This is a genomic window from Nonomuraea sp. NPDC005501 (assembly GCF_040605905.1).
Taxonomy (GTDB): Bacteria; Actinomycetota; Actinomycetes; order Streptosporangiales; family Streptosporangiaceae; genus Nonomuraea.
This window is the reverse complement of the sequence record NZ_JBEXDT010000099.1, coordinates 1-13,515: the sequence shown is the minus strand read 5'-3', so window position 1 is coordinate 13,515 and position 13,515 is coordinate 1. Positions and strand designations below refer to the sequence as shown.

The window sequence follows — 13,515 nt, the reverse complement described above, 5'->3', positions numbered from 1 at the left end:
TGTCTCTCCTTCCCCCGCCGCGGCGGAGGCTCGACCGTCTGTCTCAGCCCCGAGATGGCGGCTCAGGAGTCGCCGTGTGGCCGGGCCAGCGGTCGCCACGGAGGGCGGGCACGCGGACGCGGGCACCGCCCGGCCGTTGAGAGCGCTCCCACTGAACCGGGTAAGTAACGCGAACGTAAAGTGACGTGGCCGCCGCGTCAAGACCCCATCTGCCGACGCCCGTCCGGGTACCGAACCCTGGCCGTGCCAACCTCGCGGCGCGGTAGTAAGGTTCGTCTGCACGAGTGGCTAACCGGTTCACTCGGCGGTTCTCCAGGGGGTTCGGTGAAGCGGCCGACGATCGCCGACATCGCGCGCCGGGCGGGCGTGTCCAAGGTGGCGGTCTCGTACGCGCTGAACGACCGGCCGGGGGTGTCGGAGGCCAGGCGCGCCACGATCAAGGCCATCGCCGAGGAGATCGGCTGGCGGCCCAACAGCGCGGCGCGGGCGCTGAGCGGGGCGCAGGCCCACTCGGTGGGGCTGACCCTGTGCCGCCCGGCGCGCGTCCTCGGCGTGGAGCCGTTCTTCATGGAGCTGATCAGCGGCATCGAGGGCGAGCTGGCGGACCGCTCGTACGCGCTGATGCTGCAGGTGGCCGCCACGCCCGAGCAGGAGGCGGAGGTCCACCGGCGCTGGTGGGGCGAGCGGCGGGTGGACGGCGCGATCCTCGTCGACCTGCGCTTCGACGACCCGCGCGTGACGGCGCTGGAGGAGCTGGGCCTGCCCGCCGTGGTGATCGGCCACCCCTCGGAGGCGGGCTCGCTGACGCCGGTCTGGTCCGACGACGCCGCGGCCGTCCGCGAGACCGTCGAGTACCTCGCGGCGCTCGGCCACCGCCGCGTCGCCCGGGTGGCCGGGCTGCCCGAGCTGGTCCACACCGTGCTGCGCGACCAGGCGTTCACGGCCGTGTGCGAGGAGCTGGGGCTGGAGTGCCACACGGTCATGCACACCGACTACAGCGGCGGCGAGGGCGCCCGCGCCACGCGCCGCCTCGTCGGCTCGCCCACCCGGCCGACGGCGATCGTCTACGACAACGACATCATGGCGGTCGCCGGCATGTCGGCGGCCCAGGAGATGCGGCTCGACGTGCCCGGTGACCTGTCGATCGTGGCCTGGGACGACTCGCCGCTCTCCCAGATCGTCCGGCCGGCGCTGAGCGCCCTCACCCGCGACATCCCCGCCTACGGCGCCCACGCGGCGCGCGCGCTGCTGTCGCTGATCGCGGGCGAGCTGGTCGAGGACGTACGCGACGAGCCCGCCCGCCTCGTCCCCCGCGGCAGCACCGCCCCTCCCCCACCCCTTGGATAAGTCGCCGGGCAACGTGCGGCTCCTGTGCTTCAGCGGCGCGGGCTTCACCGACGACCTCCGCCGGGCCGCCGGCCGCGACAGCACCGTCGAGCTGGTCGGGCTGGAGAGGCTCTACGGCGGCGAATGACCCGCGGGCGCCGGGGCACCCCATCTCACCTGCGCATTTGAGGTTCGACGGCGCGTTATCGGCAAGTATCACGACGTGACGGAGGACATTCTCCGGGCCGAGGGCCTGCGCAAACAGTTCCCGGGGGTCCTCGCCCTGGACGGGGTGGATCTGAGCCTGCGCGCGGGCGAGGTGCACGTGCTGCTGGGCGAGAACGGCGCCGGCAAGAGCACACTGATCAAGATCCTGTCGGGCGCCTACCACCCGGACGGCGGCCGGGTCCTGATGGACGGGCGGCCGGTGCGGATCCGGTCGGCCGGTGACGCGCGGGCGCTCGGCATCGCCACCATCTACCAGGAGTTCAACCTGGTCCCCCAGCTCACGGTCGCGGAGAACCTGGCGCTCGGCCGCCCGCCCCGCCGGTTCGGCCTCGTGGACACCGCCCGCATGGAGCGGGACGCGGAGGCCCTGCTGGCCCGCGTGGACGTCCGGGTCGATCCGCGCACGCCGGTCGGGCGGCTCGGCATCGCGCGCATGCAGATGGTGGAGATCGCCAAGGCGCTCGCCCTGGACGCGCGCATCCTGATCATGGACGAGCCCACGGCCGTGCTCACCACCGGCGAGGTGGAGAAGCTGTTCGCGATCGTCAGGCAGCTGCGCGACGAGGGCGTGTCGATCGTGTTCATCACCCACCACCTGGAGGAGATCCCCGAGATCGGCGACCGGGTGACCGTGCTGCGCGACGGCCGCTCGGTGGCGGAGGTGCCGGCGAGCACGCCGCACGACGAGCTGGTCCGCCTCATGGTCGGCCGGCCCATCGAGCAGCAGTTCCCGCGCGAGCGGGGCCGGGCCGGCGACCCGCTGCTGAAGGTGGCGGGGCTGACCCGCCGGGGCGTGTTCTCGGACGTGTCGTTCGAGGTGCGCGCGGGCGAGGTGGTCGGCGTCGCCGGGCTCGTGGGGGCGGGCCGCACGGAGGTGGCGCGGGCGCTGTTCGGCGCCGACCGCTACGACGCGGGCCAGGTCACCGTGAACGGCCGGCGGCTGCCGCCCGGCGACGTGCACGCGGCGATGGCGGCCGGGCTCGGGCTCGTCCCGGAGGACCGCAAGGGCCAGGGTCTGGTGCTGGGCGCCGCCGTCGACGAGAACCTCGGCCTGGTCACCCTGCGCGAGGCCACCCGGGCCGGGTTCGTCGACCGCAAGGGCCAGCGCTCGGCCGCCGCGAAGGTCGCCGACCAGCTCGCCATCCGCATGACCGGGCTCGACCAGGAGGTCCGCACCCTGTCCGGTGGCAACCAGCAGAAGGTGGTCATCGGCAAGTGGCTGGTGGCCGGGGCCCGCGTGCTCATCCTCGACGAGCCGACCCGGGGCGTCGACGTGGGCGCCCGGGTGGAGATCTACCAGCTCATCAACGAGCTCACCTCCTCCGGCGACGCCGTCCTGATGATCTCCAGCGACCTGCCGGAGGTGCTCGGGATGAGCGACCGGATCCTCGTCATGGCGCGCGGCCGGCTCGTCGGCGAGCTCCCGGCCTCGGAGGCCACGCAGGACGGCGTGATGGCGCTGGCCGTCTCGGAGGTGGAGGGTGGCCGTGTCCGGTAACGTCCTCGTCCAGCGCCGCTCGCCGGCGGCCGTGTGGTTCGCCGAGAACGGCGCGCTGGTCGCGCTCGTCGTGCTCGTCGTCGGCCTGTCGCTGCTGTCGTCCGACTTCCTCAGCCTCACGAACCTGCTCAACGTGGGCGTCCAGGCCTCCGTCACCGCGATCCTGGCGTTCGGCTCGACGTTCGTCATCGTCACCGGCGGCATCGACCTGTCGGTCGGGTCCGTCGCCGCTCTGTCCGCGATCGTGCTCGCCTGGACGGCCACCTCCGCCGGCTGGCCGTGGCCGATCGCCACCGTCGTCGCGCTGGCCGTGGGCGTGGCCTGCGGGCTGGTCAACGCCGTCCTCATCGCGTACGGCAAGCTGCCGCCGTTCATCGCCACGCTGGCCATGCTCGGCGTCGCCCGCGGCCTGGCGCTCGTCATCTCGCAGGGCAGCCCGATCGCGCTGCCCGAGACGGTGGCCCACCTCGGCGACACCCTCGGCCGCTACCTGCCCGTGCCCGTCATCGTGATGGTCGTCATGGGCGTGATCGCGGCCGTGATCCTCAACCGCACCTACCCCGGCCGCGCCATGTACGCCATCGGGGGCAACGAGGAGGCCGCCCGCCTGTCCGGCATCAAGGTGGACCGGCAGAAGCTCATCACGTACGCGTTGTCGGGCGGGTTCGCCGCGGTGGCCGGCATCGTGCTGGCCAGCCGGCTGGCCTCGGCCCAGCCGCAGGCCGCCACCGGCTACGAGCTGGACGCGATCGCGGCCGTGGTCATCGGCGGAGCCAGCCTGTCCGGGGGCAAGGGACGGGCGCTCGGCACGTTCGTCGGCGCGCTCATCCTGGCCGTCCTGCGCAACGGCCTCAACCTGCTGTCGGTCTCGGCCTTCTGGCAGCAGGTGGTGATCGGCGTGGTCATCGCGCTCGCGGTCCTCGTCGACACCCTGCGCCGGAGGGAAACGTCCTAAGGGGGAAGATCATGCGGATTTCCGCGACAGTCCTGGCTCCGGCCGCCCTGGTGGCGGCGCTCGTGGCTGGCGTGACCGGGTGCGGCTCGTCCGGCTCGCCGGGCTCGTCGGGCGGTGGCTCGTCCGCCGGTGGCGACGTCAAGCTCGGCATGTCGGTCTCGACGCTGAACAACCCGTACTTCGTGCAGTTCAGGGACGGCGCCCAGGCGCAGGCCGCCAAGCTCGGCGCCGCGCTCACCGTCACCGACGCCCAGAACGACGCCTCCCAGCAGGTGAACCAGGTGCAGAACTTCACCAGCCAGAGCATGAAGGCGATCATCATCAACCCGGTCGACTCCGACGCGGCGGCGCCCGCGGTCAAGGCGGCCGACCGCTCCAGCATCCCGGTGATCGCCGCCGACCGCGGCGTCAACGGCGCCGAGGTCGCGCAGACCGTCGCCTCCGACAACGTGGCGGGCGGCAGGATGGCGGCCCAGCAGCTCGCCAAGGCGATGGGCAGCGCGGGCAAGGTGGTGGTCCTGCAGGGCACGCCGGGCACGTCCGCCTCCCGCGACCGCGGCCAGGGATTCGCCGAGGGCATCAAGGCGTTCACGGGGATCCAGGTGGTCGCCAGGCAGCCGGCCGACTTCGACCGCACCAAGGGCCTGGACGTCATGACGAACCTGCTGCAGTCGCACCCCGACCTGACCGGCGTGTTCGCCGAGAACGACGAGATGGCGCTCGGCGCGATCAAGGCGCTCGGCGCCAAGGCGGGCGGGCAGGTCAAGGTGGTCGGCTTCGACGGCACGCCCGACGGCCTCAAGGCGGTGCAGGCGGGCACCATGACCGCGACCATCGCCCAGCAGCCCAAGCTGCTCGGCCAGCAGGCGGTGGATGCCGCGGTGAAGGCGGCCAAGGGCCAGACGATCCCGAAGACCGTGGCCGTGCCGGTGAAGGTGGCCACGAAGGCGAACGTCTCGGAGTTCGGGACCTCCTGAGCTCAGGCGTTGCCGGTGTTGCCGGGGGCGCACTCGTCGCCCTGGTGGTCGGTGCACGACTCCGGCGAGTAGTAGCGGCGCAGCCAGGCGGCCAGTCCGTCGAGGCCGGGCAGCAGCGCCCGCTCGTTGATGCCGGCCTGGTCGAGCCGCTCCCGCGCCTCGGCCTTGACCTCCGGCGGGATGCGCCAGGCCCACCACAGGTCGGGATGGTTCTCCAGCCACTGCTCCACCGAGCACGTCACGTCCGACAACGCCGACAGCACCGACGACTGGGTGACGATCCGCTCGTCCAGCGACGGCGGCTCGAACAGGGCCATGAACGGCTCCTCGCCCGCCAGCTTGCCGAAGCTGTCCAGGTCGGGCGCCCGCCGGGCGAGCATCTCCGTCGTGAACAGCAGCGCTCCCTCGCGGTCCAGGACCTCGCGCAGCGCCCCCGGCAGCAGCCGGTGGGCCGCCTCGCAGTCGAGCCCGATGAGCATGGCCTCCTCACGGGGCCAGGACGCCGTGGCGAAGTGCAGGGCGACGAGCGGGGAGAACGTCCAGTCCACCAGCCTCGTGGGCAGCCCGTGGTGCTGGCCCAGCGCCAGCCAGTCCCAGATCGCCGGCCCCGGGGCCTGGCGGTGGGCGTACTTGCGGAAGTTGCGGATGAGGTGGCGCTCCACGGCCTGGTAGTCGCCGTCCAGCCGGGCGAGCCCGGACAGGTGCGAGTGCGGGGGGCGTGAGCGGCCGCGGAACACCACCGAGGAGTGGGAGTTCCCGCCATGCCGGTGTGACCCCCGCGGACCGCTCACCTCGCTGATCGCGTCGTCCAGCTCCCGCCAGGACGACACGGTGACGATCCTCTCCTCACTGATCCGCTGTGCGCCGCTCCGGTCCGTGCTGATCCCCATACAGGCCCGCATTCCCCTGCGACGGGCGCCCACACCCGGCCGCCGCCCGGGGTCGTGCCTGCTCGCGGGCGGTCCGGCCGGGTGAGCGGGGGATTGCCCCGGGGCCGGGTCAGGAGGCGCAGGTGTAGCCGCTCGGCGTGGCCGTGTCGCCCGACGGGCGCGACGCCTGGAAGCCGAACGTGGCGGTGGCGCCCGGGGCGAGGGTGGCGTTGTAGGCCAGGCTGCGGGCGGTCACCGTCTGGCCGGTGACGGTGAGGGTGGCGTTCCACGAGCCGGTCAGGGCGTGGCCGGCGGGCAGGGTGAAGGTCACGGTCCAGCCGTTGATCGTGGCGGTGCCGGTGTTGGTGACGGTCACGGGCTGCACCACGTAGCCGGTGCTCCACTGGGTCTGCACGGTCCCGGCCGCGGAGCAGCCGCCACCGGTCCCGCCGCCGGTGGCCGTGGTGAAGGTGACGGTGGCCGAGGCGGGTGACAGGTTGCCGGCGCCGTCGCGGGCGCGCACGTACACCTGGTACTGCGTGGCGGCGCTCAGCCCGGTGAGCGTGAGCGACGTGCCGATGCCGCGCCCGAGCTCGGGGTCGGTGGCGCCCTGCTCCCGGTAGACGGTGTAGCCGGCCAGGCCGCTGCCGCCGGAGTCGGTGGAGGCCGTCCAGGTGAGGGTGGCGGTGCTCGCCGTCACGCCGGACGCCGCGGGGGTGCCGGGCGTGGTCGGCGGGGTGGTGTCGGTGACGGTGCCGCCGGCGAGCGCGTCGTGGACGGCCGTGTAGGCGGGCTTGCGCTGGTAGCTCTGGTCGTAAATCAGCGCGGCGCCCTGGCCGGAGAAGGTGTCGGGCACCCAGGAGTACTTGTCGGTGAAGCCCCAGATCGTGATCCCGGCGCAGGCGGTGACGGCCAGGCAGGCGTTGACCACGTCCCGGTAGTAGGTGGCCTGCGTGGCGTCCTTGGTGGCGTCGCGGGGCATCACCATGCGGACGTCCAGCTCGGTGATCCGGACCTGGACCCCCAGGTCGGCGAAACGCTGGAGGTTCTGCTGCATCTGGCCGGGGAAGCCGTACTGGATGGCGAGGTGGCTCTGGAAGCCCACGCAGTCGACCGGCACGCCCTGCTGGCGCAGCGAGCTCACCAGGTTGTAGAGCGCGGTGCTCTTGGCGTTGATCCCCTCGGTGTTGTAGTCGTTGATGCACAGCCGCGCGTCGGGGTCGGCGGCGCGGGCGGCGCGGAAGGCGTCGGCGATGTAGCTCTGGCCCAGCGTGTTGTACCAGAACGAGGCGCGCAGGTTGCCGTTGTCGTCGAAGACCTCGTTGACGACGTCCCACGACACGACGGCCGGGTTCGACGCGTAGCGGCCGACGACCTGGCTGATGTGGTTCTGCATGGCGCTGCGCATGGCGGTGGCGCCGAGGCTCTGCACCCAGCCGGGGGTCTGGTTGTGCCAGACGAGGGTGTGGCCGTGGACCTGCTGGTCGTTCTGGGCGGCGAAGGAGACGATCGCGTCGGCGCCGCCGAAGCTGAACTGGCCCTGGCTGGGCTCGGTGGCGTCCCACTTCAGCGCGTTCTCGGGGGTGACCTGGTTGAACTCGGCGGCGGCGAGGTCGCGGTAGGCGGTCTCGCTCGCCAGCGGCCCGGTGGCCAGGGCGGTGCCGATGAACCTGCCGCGGGCGGCGGCGTGCTGGCGCAGCGCGGCCGAGGCGTCGGCCGGGGTCGCGTACAGGAGGAGCGTGGCCAGCAACCCGAACAGGGCGGCCAGCGCGAGACTCCTGCGGCTCCTGGAGCGTTGGGGCGAGGACGGGGGCATGGACGTCGACCTCCGCGGGGGGTACCGATTCCGAAAATTTCGGCCCGGCTTGCGGGCCGGGCATCCGGACGGTAGAGGCCAGGCATGCGGCGGTCAATGACGACGGCGTGCTCGCCGGCCCGAGGCGGCTCTGGCAAGCCGAAATTATCGGGGCAGATATGAAATTTTCACCGGCGCGGGGAGCAGTCCAGCGTCTCGTACGCGCGCCCGGCGGAGCGGGGGTCGCCGAGCGCGGCGGCCGGGAAGCCCTTGACGGCGCGTGTCACCAGAGGTTCCGCCGTTCTCTCGCGCTGTGCAATCATGGTGTGTCGGAACGTATGCGCCATAAGCGCACAGTGCAGGACCGCCGGATCGCGGCGGTGGGAGGGGCCGAAACACGTGGAACGCGCGGGCGCGAGACGGGCCGGCTTCTCCTGGACCACCGACCGGAACGACGGGGTGACCGTCATCGCCCTGGCCGGCGAGCTCGACATCGCCACGGCGGGAGAGCTGCGCCAGGCCGTGGGCGACGCGGTGTCCGGCGGTCCGGACGGGCCGCCGCTGCTGGTGATCGACATGCTGGCTGTCGACTTCTGCGACTCCACGGGGCTGAGCGTCCTGGTGTCCGCGATCAACGGCGCGGCGGCCGCGGGCGGCCGGGCGGTGCTGAGCGGCATCGGGCCGCGCATGGCACGGCTGCTGCACGTGACGGGCCTGGACAAGCGCTTCCAGACGTACGGCACGGTGGACGACGCCGTGCAGGCGCTCCGCACCCCGTAACCGTTCAGCCGTCCCGGTCCTCCACCGGGACGCCCAGGCCGGCGAGGAAGGCCGCGGCGGCCGGAGCCGGGCGGAAGCGGCTCCAGACCAGGTACTCCACGCGGCCGGGCGCGTCGCGCACCGGCAGCACGGCCAGGCCCGGCAGCTGCGGCACGAACGCGGCGGGCATCATCGCCACGCCGAGCCCCTCCCTGACCAGCCGCGCCATGAAGTCCACCGCGGTCACCTCGAACGCCACCTCACGCTGGATCCCCGCCGCCTCGAACGCCTCGTCCGACTGGGCGCGCCCGGCCGTGCCCGCCGGGAAGTCGACGAACGTCTCCTCGGCCAGCCGGCGCAGGTCCACGCCGTCCTGACCGGTCAGCGGGTGGCCCGGCGCGACGACCGCGACCAGCTCGCCGCGGGCCAGCTCCCGGGCGCGCACGCCCTTGGGCCGGGCCGCGGGCGGCAGCCCGAGGAACGCCACGTCCAGCCCGCCCTGCCGGACCCGCTCGGTCAGCTCCTCGCTGGTGCCGGTGCGGAGCGTCACCCGCACGCGGGGATGGCGGGCGTGGAAGTCCTTCAGCTCCCGGGGCAGGTCGACGGCGGCCACCGTGGGGATGATGCCGATCGCCAGCCGGCCCCGGATCTCCCCCGCCGCCGCCGCGACCTCGGCGCGGGCCCGCTCGGCGGCGTCGAGCGCCTGGCGGGCGGCGGGCAGGAACGCCTCCCCTGCGGGGGTCAGGCTGACGCGACGGCTGGTCCGGTCGAACAGCCGCGCGCCCAGCTCGCGTTCGAGGCGGGCGATCTGGTGGCTGAGTGCCGACTGGACGACGAGGCAGCGCTCGGCGGCGCGGGTGAAGCCACCCGTCTCGGCGACGGCGACCACGTAACGCATCTGCTGGAGGTCCACGGATCCATCGTGACGCACGATGGATCTGATGACGAACATGTGTTGGACTCATCGATGCCGGCTCCGCCACGCTGGACGGCATGACGAAGACCTTCATGGACCGCGGCGACGGGCGTCTGCCGCGGGGACTGCTGCTGCTGATGTCGGCGGCCACCGGGCTCGCGGTGGCGGGCAACTACCTCGCCCATCCGCTGCTCGACCTGATCGGCGGGGAGCTCGGGCTGTCGCCGTCGCTCGCGGCGTTGGTGGTGACGGCCGCGCAGCTCGGGTACGGGCTCGGGCTGATCCTGCTGGTGCCGCTCGGCGATCTGGTGGAGCGCAGGCGGCTGGCGGTGATGCTCTACGCGGCGACCTCGGTGTTCCTGCTGGTGTCGGCCACCGCGACGAGCGGCGCGGCCCTTCTGGCAGGCACGGTGCTGGCCGCGCTGACCTCGGTGGGGGCCCAGGTGGTGGTGCCGTTCGCGGCGACGCTGGCCCGCCCCGCCGAGCGGGGCCGGGTGGTCGGCACCGTGATGACCGGCCTGGTGCTGGGGCTGCTGCTGGCGCGGACCGCGTCGGGGGCGCTGGCGGACCTGGGCGGCTGGCGGACCGCGTACTGGGTGCAGGCGGGGCTGATGGCGCTGATGGCCGTGCTGCTGCGGGTGTTCCTGCCACGGCTGCGGACCTCGGCGGGGCTGAGCTATCCGGCGCTGCTGCGCTCCACGCTCGGGCTGCTGCGCTCGGAGCCGGTGCTGCGGTGGCGGGCCGGGATCGCCGCCATGGCGCTGGCCTCGTTCAGCGTGCTGTGGACGGCGCTGACGTTCCTGCTGGCCGGGCCGGCGTACGGGTGGACGGAGTCGGCGATCGGCCTGTTCGGGCTGGCCGCGGCGGCGGGTGCGCTGGCGGCGTCGGTGGCGGGGCGGCTGGCGGACCGCGGCCACGTGCAGAAGATCACGGCGGCCGGGGCGGCGCTGATGCTGGCGTCGTGGCTGCCGATCGGCCTGGGCGGGCGGTCCCTGCTGTGGCTGGTCGTGGGCGTGGTGGTGCTGGACCTCGCCCAGCAGGCCGTGCTCAACAGCAACCAGAACGTCGTGTACGCGCTGCGCCCCGAGGCGCGCAACCGGGTCAACTCCGCGTTCATGACGTCCTACTTCGCCGGAGGGGCGGCGGGCTCGGCCCTGACCTCGCTGGTCTGGGCGCATGCCGGATGGTCCGGGGTGAGCGTGCTGGGAGCCGCGCTCTCGGCGGGGGCACTCGCGCTCTGGGCCGGCGAGCGGCTCACCGTGGGGCGGTCCCAGAACTCGTCCGCCCACCCGGCGCCCGCCGCGGCGGCTGTCACCGGATGATGGTGGCCCAGCGGCCGCGCATACGCGACGAGCCGGCCCCTCGCCTTCTTCAGGCGCGGGACCGGCTCGCTCAGGTCGTGTGCCTCAGACCCGGGCGGAACGCGCCGGGCGGGGAGGCGTCACCCCGGGAAGGGTCAGACGGGGGTGATGTTCTCCGCCTGCGGGCCCTTCTGGCCCTGGGTGATGTCGAAGCTGACCTTCTGGCCCTCCTGCAGCTCGCGGAAGCCGCGGCCGGCGATGTTGGAGTAGTGGGCGAAGACGTCGGCGCCGCCGCCGTCCTGCTCGATGAAGCCGAAGCCCTTTTCAGCGTTGAACCACTTCACGGTGCCAGTCGCCATGTCAATCTCCTTCGATAGGCGCAGAGCCAGGACTCGCACGTCACGAGCCCCACGTCGCCGCGATGTCCCGTCCGGAAATGACCGGCAAACAAAATGCGCCCGAGGGGTCGGATCCCGTCAGGCGCACACACGTTCATGGGTACCACACTGCAACTACGATGAGCCTACCACATACCACACCCGCTCTGACAACCATCGGAGTCTCAGTGTTTCCCCAGGTCAGCGCGGGCATTCGAGCAAGGTCACCGGTCACGCGCCGCGGCTTCCAGGGCCTGTCTCATCTCCTGCGCGCCGCGCTCGACGCGCACGCGGACCTCTGCGGCCCGCGCGTGGGGCAGCACGTCGGTGGTCCAGACGAGCCGGCCCGCCCGCTCGCCCTCCGGGTGGACCTCGAACGAGGCGTGATGGTGCTCCAGCGGGGGCCTCGCGCCCTCGACGACGGAGTAGGCCAGCCGGCGGGCGTCGTCGTCGATCGCGACGATCAACTCGCGGATGACGTGACCGTCGGGAAAAGTCAGGAACCGCTGGTCGCCTTCGATCCGGGTGCCGGCGACCCGGCCCGGCAGCAGGCGCTCGTGCACGGCTCCGACGTCGCGCAGCACGTCCCAGATGTGCTCGGGCGACGCGCCGATGACGATCTCGTGGCGGATGGAGGCCATGACGCCGGAGAGCTCCTCTCAGGATGAACGGTGGCAAGGTGGGTACGGCGTCTCACGGCTCGATCCGGTCCTTCATCGGCGCGCGGACAGCCCGGCGGGTGTGCTCCTGGGCTGTCGTGGTGACCGCTTCCGGGCTCTTGGCTTCCGCGCTCATGGCCCGCGTGCTCATGGCCCGCGTGCTCATGGCCCGCGTGCTCATGGCTGCCGTCCGTTCTGCTGGAGGCGGTCGGCGAGGCGTTGCTGGTTGGCGGTCAGCCGCAGGCACAGGTCGCGGAGGACAGCCAGGTCCTCGGGGCTGAAGCCGTGGAACATCGCCCGCATGGCGAGCTGCAACGGTCTGCGGAACGCCTCGATCCAGGCCCGTCCGGCGGGGGTGATCTCGGCCAGGACCGAGCGCCGGTCCCCCGGATCGGGTACCCGGCGGACCAGCCCGTCGTGCTCCAGCGTGTCTACCAGCCCGGTGACGTTGCGGGAGCTGACCCCGGCGGCCCTGGCCAGCTCTCCGATGCTGACGCCCTTCTCGCCGCCGTTCAGGCGGACCAGCAGGTCGAGCGCGCCCGCGCTCAACCCCCGGCCCTGGGCGCCGTGGGCGCGCATGCGCTCGACGGCATGGTGGGCGGTGCGGACGGCGGTGGCCGCCTCGAACGCCGGCATGTCGCCGTCGCCGTCGGCGAACTGGGCCATCGCGGCCCTGACGCGGGGGTCGTAGAGGAAGCCGTCAGGGTCGCACTCGTAAATGTGTACGTCTTCATAGTAATAAATGAGAATAGTACGGCCTTCCGAGATTCACCAGACGCCCTAGCGGGTGAAGCGGTGCAGGAGCTTCTCGGCGGCTGCGAAGCCGGCGACCACGTCGGCCGCCGTGCGGCGCTCCCGCACCAGGCCGACCCCCTGGCCCACGTAGACGAAGGCGGTGTCGAAGTCCTCGTCCCGCCGGGCCGCCTCCAGGGCGGCGCGCGCGTCCTCGTCGGCGGCGAGCTCGTCCTCCCGGCCCGCCCACCGCTCGAAGAAGGCGTTGCGCAGGGCCCGCCCGCCGTACTCGGCCGGCCAGCCGAGCCGCTGCGCCACGTCGAACACCCGCCCGTACGCGGTGTCGGTCTCCCCCGCCTCCAGCAGGCGCCGCGTGGCCGCCTCCGAGATCGTCGTCTCGGCGCAGCCCATGAACGCGGTGCCCGTCCAGGCACCCTCGGCGCCGGCGGCCAGCACGGCGGCGAGCCCGCGGGCCGTGGCGATGCCCCCGGCGGCGAGGACCGGGATCCGCACCGCGTCGAGCACCCCCTCCAGGAGCGGCAGCGTCGCCACCTCGCCGCGCCCGTGGCCGCCGCCCTCGCCGCCGCGGGCCACCACGGCGTCCACCCCGGCCTGCTCGGCGGCGCGTGCCTCCTCGGTGGTGCCGGCCTGGGTGACGACCGTGATGCCGGCCTCGCGCAGCTCGCCGACGTAGCGCTCGTACGGGCCGAAGCTCACCGACACGATCGCGGGCCGCGCGTCGAGGACGGCCCGGAACTGGCCGGGGTTGCCGGGCAGCGCCCACGCCAGGAGCCCGATCCCGTACGGCCGGCCGCCCGCGGCGGCGACGGCCGCCTGCTCCGCGATCCACTCGGGACCGGCGGCCGAGGGCACGCCGAACATGCCGAGCGCCCCGGCGGCGGACACGGCCGCGGCCAGCCGGCCCCCTCCCACCCCGGCCATGGGCGCCCCCACCAGGGGCACATCCAGATCGAACCGTTCGGTGAGCCACGTGCGCATCAGGATCTCCTCGTCCGTTCCCCGCCCACGGAGGGCCTTCTACGGCCACCATGCCACGGCCCGCCAGGCCCGGAACCGCGGCATGCCGCAGCCCCGCCCGGCCCGGCAGCGGGCCCGGCGGGGC

At 73.2% G+C, this 13,515-nt stretch carries 15 protein-coding genes; 7 read left to right on the top strand and 8 right to left on the bottom strand.

All coding sequences use genetic code 11. From position 1 onward, the window contains the following. Positions 1–324: 324 nt before the first annotated feature. The 5 genes from ABZS51_RS34940 (at position 325) to ABZS51_RS34920 (ending at position 4,984) form a co-directional block, all read left to right on the top strand. Complete coding sequence (locus ABZS51_RS34940; protein WP_310712726.1) at positions 325–1,347, top strand: LacI family DNA-binding transcriptional regulator; 1,023 nt, start codon at positions 325–327, stop codon at positions 1,345–1,347. Then, on the top strand, positions 1,340–1,474 hold the full coding sequence (locus ABZS51_RS34935) for a hypothetical protein (protein WP_355450288.1): 135 nt from the start codon (positions 1,340–1,342) through the stop codon (positions 1,472–1,474). Before ABZS51_RS34940 ends, ABZS51_RS34935 begins: the two co-directional genes overlap by 8 nt. Before the next feature lie 75 nt (positions 1,475–1,549). Then, positions 1,550–3,052 (top strand): sugar ABC transporter ATP-binding protein, encoded by a 1,503-nt coding sequence (locus ABZS51_RS34930; RefSeq protein ID WP_310712723.1) that lies wholly within the window; start codon positions 1,550–1,552, stop codon positions 3,050–3,052. Further along, a complete protein-coding gene (locus tag ABZS51_RS34925; RefSeq protein WP_355450284.1) occupies positions 3,042–4,007 on the top strand; it encodes an ABC transporter permease in 966 nt (321 codons plus the stop codon). The genes ABZS51_RS34930 and ABZS51_RS34925 overlap by 11 nt, the downstream gene beginning before the upstream one ends. A gap of 11 nt (positions 4,008–4,018) precedes the next feature. Then, positions 4,019–4,984, top strand: coding sequence for a substrate-binding domain-containing protein (locus tag ABZS51_RS34920; protein WP_355450281.1), 966 nt, complete (start codon positions 4,019–4,021; stop codon positions 4,982–4,984). 2 nt (positions 4,985–4,986) lie between these two features. Here the strand turns inward: ABZS51_RS34920 and ABZS51_RS34915 are convergent, their stop codons facing one another. Both ABZS51_RS34915 and ABZS51_RS34910 read right to left on the bottom strand, forming a co-directional pair. Further along, positions 4,987–5,874, bottom strand: coding sequence for an FRG domain-containing protein (locus ABZS51_RS34915; RefSeq protein ID WP_355450278.1), 888 nt, complete (start codon positions 5,872–5,874; stop codon positions 4,987–4,989). A gap of 109 nt (positions 5,875–5,983) precedes the next feature. After that, positions 5,984–7,669, bottom strand: a complete 1,686-nt coding sequence (locus ABZS51_RS34910) for an endo-1,4-beta-xylanase (RefSeq protein ID WP_355450275.1) — start codon at positions 7,667–7,669, stop codon at positions 5,984–5,986. Positions 7,670–8,047: 378 nt separating this feature from the next. Between ABZS51_RS34910 and ABZS51_RS34905 the strand changes: the two genes are divergently transcribed. Continuing rightward, complete coding sequence (locus ABZS51_RS34905) at positions 8,048–8,428, top strand: STAS domain-containing protein (protein WP_310712715.1); 381 nt, start codon at positions 8,048–8,050, stop codon at positions 8,426–8,428. A 4-nt stretch (positions 8,429–8,432) separates the two neighbouring features. On the opposite strand, the gene ABZS51_RS34900 is transcribed toward ABZS51_RS34905, so the two are convergent. Then, a complete protein-coding gene (locus ABZS51_RS34900; RefSeq protein WP_310712714.1) occupies positions 8,433–9,320 on the bottom strand; it encodes a LysR family transcriptional regulator in 888 nt (295 codons plus the stop codon). Positions 9,321–9,400: 80 nt separating this feature from the next. On the opposite strand from ABZS51_RS34900, the gene ABZS51_RS34895 reads away from it, so the two are divergent. Beyond that, positions 9,401–10,645 (top strand): MFS transporter, encoded by a 1,245-nt coding sequence (locus tag ABZS51_RS34895; RefSeq protein ID WP_355450270.1) that lies wholly within the window; start codon positions 9,401–9,403, stop codon positions 10,643–10,645. Between the two features lie 134 nt (positions 10,646–10,779). Here ABZS51_RS34895 and ABZS51_RS34890 read toward each other — a convergent pair whose 3' ends face one another. The 5 genes from ABZS51_RS34890 to ABZS51_RS34870 form a co-directional block, all read right to left on the bottom strand. Beyond that, the gene (locus tag ABZS51_RS34890; RefSeq protein ID WP_310712710.1) at positions 10,780–10,983 is read right to left on the bottom strand and encodes a cold-shock protein; all 204 of its coding nucleotides are present in this window, start codon (positions 10,981–10,983) and stop codon (positions 10,780–10,782) included. 242 nt (positions 10,984–11,225) lie between these two features. Beyond that, positions 11,226–11,642 (bottom strand): SRPBCC family protein, encoded by a 417-nt coding sequence (locus tag ABZS51_RS34885; RefSeq protein ID WP_355450265.1) that lies wholly within the window; start codon positions 11,640–11,642, stop codon positions 11,226–11,228. A gap of 52 nt (positions 11,643–11,694) precedes the next feature. Further along, positions 11,695–11,841 (bottom strand): hypothetical protein, encoded by a 147-nt coding sequence (locus ABZS51_RS34880; protein WP_355450262.1) that lies wholly within the window; start codon positions 11,839–11,841, stop codon positions 11,695–11,697. Further along, positions 11,838–12,326 (bottom strand): MarR family transcriptional regulator, encoded by a 489-nt coding sequence (locus tag ABZS51_RS34875; protein WP_355450259.1) that lies wholly within the window; start codon positions 12,324–12,326, stop codon positions 11,838–11,840. The genes ABZS51_RS34880 and ABZS51_RS34875 overlap by 4 nt, the downstream gene beginning before the upstream one ends. 114 nt (positions 12,327–12,440) lie before the next feature. After that, positions 12,441–13,391 carry a nitronate monooxygenase gene (locus ABZS51_RS34870; protein WP_355450256.1) on the bottom strand — a complete coding sequence of 317 codons (951 nt, stop codon included), beginning with the start codon at positions 13,389–13,391 and terminating at the stop codon, positions 12,441–12,443. Positions 13,392–13,515 lie beyond the last annotated feature (124 nt).